Source organism: Deltaproteobacteria bacterium, from assembly GCA_016875225.1.
Lineage (GTDB): Bacteria > Myxococcota_A > UBA9160 > SZUA-336 > SZUA-336 > VGRW01.
Genome location: VGRW01000162.1, coordinates 1 through 2,724 on the forward strand (window position 1 = coordinate 1; position 2,724 = coordinate 2,724).

Consider the following 2,724-nt stretch of genomic DNA (forward strand, 5'->3'; position numbering starts at 1 on the left):
GGGGATCGCCCAGTACATCGCGGTGGGAATGCTCGTGAAGCCGGACTCCGGCCCCTCGATCAGGTACATCGCCGATCCGACGATCAGGTCGAGGGTCAGCACGGTCGCGAGAAAGACCAGCACTTTGGCGCGGCTCATGCGCAGCGAGGTGAGCAGCAGGTTCTGCTCGCCGAGGAACCGGCCCAGCTTGAAGACGCGGAACACGCGCAGCAGTCGGAAGGCCCGGATCACCAGCAGCGACTCGGCGCCCGGCAGCACCAGGGACATGTAGCTCGGCAGGATCGCGAGCAGGTCCACGAGCCCGAAGAAGCTCCTGGCGTAGCGGAGCGGCCGCTCCACGACGGCCAGGCGCGCGAGGTACTCGGCGCTGAAGAGCACGGTGAAGATCCACTCGGCGACCCGCAGCTCGGCGCCGGCGGCGGCGCGAACCGACGCGACGCTCTCGAGCATCACGGCCAGCACGCTGGCGAGGATCAGCGCCAGAAGCACCACGTCGAAGGCCTTCCCCGGCGCGGTGTCGGCCTCGAAGATGATCTGGCGCCAGCGCTCGCGCGTCGTCACGCTGCCTGCTCTTCCGTCGCGCCTGCGGATCCCACGGCCGCCAAGCATACCCGCTCAGCGAAAGCCGCGATTGGCCTGCTCGGCCGCCTCGTTCATCGGCCGCGCCACCAGACCCGACGGGCCGATCGTCACGCGGTAGCGCGCGCCGTCCGCCATGGGCAGGTAGGTCGCGCTGCCGTACAGCGCGTCGATGAAAGGCAGCCAGCGCGGCTTGGATCGCGCGAGCGCCCAGAGATCGACGATCGGCGCCTCGGCCAGGGAGTGGACGCTACGCTGCGCCGTGCGCTCCTGCTCCAGCTCGCGGTAGCGGCCGCCGAGGCGCTCGAGGCGGTAGAGCGTATCGAGCCCGAGCAGAGCTCCGAGGCCGCTGAACTTCAGCACGCGCGCGTCGAGCTGCCACTCGTCGCCCGCGAGCGCGTAGCTCTGCGCCGCGCCGGTCGGCTCGCGCGCGAGCGTCGCGCGGTAGAGCTGCGGCCCGAGCGTCTCGAAGCCGATCTCCGCCACCGTCTCCTCGTGGGTGAGGCGCGCGTAGCCGTTCAGGTTCGACGAGACCAGGAAGAGCGCGGCCGCGACGGCGAGCAGCAGCGCGCCCGAGAACGCCGAGCGCGCCGCCGCGAAGAGCCGGATCCGCAGCAGCCGGACCAGCGTCGCGAGCAGAGCGAGGACTCCGAGCGCCGCCAAGAGGACCGAGAGCGCGGTCAGCGTTCCCGTCTGCACGAGCTCAAGCCCAGACCGGATCCGCGCTCGCCCGCCAGGCGTCGAGCGACTCGATCCGGCCGATCCAGCGCGAGAGCGCGGGCCAGTCACGCGAAGGGAGCCCCGCGTGGCGGAAGTAGGTCGTCATTCCCGCCACCGAGAGATCGGCGATCGTGAGCGCGGACCCGCACAGGAACTCCCGCCCGGCGAGCTCGTCGTCGAGAAGAGCGAGCAGAGGCGCGATCGCCGGGTCGCGCCAATCGGGCGGCGACGACGGCGCGGGCACGACGTCGGGGAGCAGCCGGTGCCCGACGCACGGCGCGAGGAGCGCGGAGAGCGCGGGCTGCCAGGCCGAGGCCTCCCAGAACAGCCAGCGCAGGATCTCCGCTCGCGCCCGTGGCTCGTCCGACCAGAGCCGCGAGCCGCCGTGTCGCTCCGCCAGGTAGATCAGGATCGCGTTCGACTCGCTGAGCGTGAGCGATCCATCGACGAGGACGGGGATCTTTCCGAGCGGGCTGATCGCGCGGAACTCGGCCTTGCGACCCTCGCCTCGGTACACGTTCACGTGTCGGATCTCGGGCTCGAGCCCGAGCTCGACCGCGAGCGCGAGCGGCTTGCGGCCGTTCGCCGAGAGCGGCGTCGTGTAGAGCGTGAACACGCTAGCGGCTTCGCGCCTGCGCGGGCGCGGACGCTGGCGTTGGCGCTGGCGCGGTCCCGGTGATTCGCGACGGAATTCCGAAGCGGCCGCGGGCGATCGCGTCGACCTTCGTCCAGTCGAGCCGCGGCGCTTGCTTGCCCGCGGCGCGCGAGACCTGCGCGCGCACTTCCCTGGACACGGGCGTCGTGGGGAGCTTTCCGGTCTCGTCGAGCTCGAGCGAATCGTCCGCGTCCGGGTTCACCTCCAAGTAGAGCTCCCCGCCGATCCAGCCCAGCTTCACCGGCTCGTTCACGACGCGGACCTTCGTTCCCGGCGCGACCAGCGCGTAGAGCTCCGCGATGTGCGCGGGATACAGGCGGATGCAGCCGCGGCTCGAGTGCCGCCCGACGCCGCGCGGATCGTTCGTGCCGTGGATCAGATAGGTCGGCCAGCCCAGATACAGCGCGTGCGAGCCCAGCGGATTGTCCGGCCCCGGCTCGATCCGCGCCGCGAGCTTCGGGTCGTCGCGGCGCGCGGACTCGCCGGGAATCCAGGTCGGGTTCTCGCGCTTCGCGCGGACCGTCGTTACGCCGAGCGGTGTCGCGTAGCCGTCCTTGGCGATGCCGATCGGAAACGAGCGAACCGGAGCGTCCTTGGCGAAGTAGTACAGGCGCAGATCGCCCACGTTCACGACGATGCCCTCGCGCGGCCCGCTCGGCAGAAGCCTCGCGGCCGGAACGACCAGCCGCGTGCCCTTGGGCGGCAGCCACGGGTCGACGCCGGGGTTCGCGGCCAGGAGCTCGACGTAGCCAGCGCCGAGCTCGGGCGCA

General features: G+C 71.4%; 4 protein-coding genes. All 4 read right to left on the reverse strand.

Annotation, left to right across the window (positions count from 1 at the left end; translation table 11 throughout):
* The coding region (locus tag FJ108_18360) for an ion transporter (GenBank protein ID MBM4337856.1) at positions 1–609 on the reverse strand (609 nt) is incomplete at its 3' end.
* 6 nt (positions 610–615) lie between these two features.
* Positions 616–1,278, reverse strand: coding sequence for a hypothetical protein (locus FJ108_18365; protein MBM4337857.1), 663 nt, complete (start codon positions 1,276–1,278; stop codon positions 616–618).
* A 4-nt stretch (positions 1,279–1,282) separates the two neighbouring features.
* Positions 1,283–1,915 (reverse strand): glutathione S-transferase family protein, encoded by a 633-nt coding sequence (locus tag FJ108_18370; protein MBM4337858.1) that lies wholly within the window; start codon positions 1,913–1,915, stop codon positions 1,283–1,285.
* Between the two features lies 1 nt (position 1,916).
* Positions 1,917–2,724 (reverse strand): hypothetical protein (locus tag FJ108_18375; protein ID MBM4337859.1); only part of this gene is annotated, 808 nt, incomplete at its 5' end.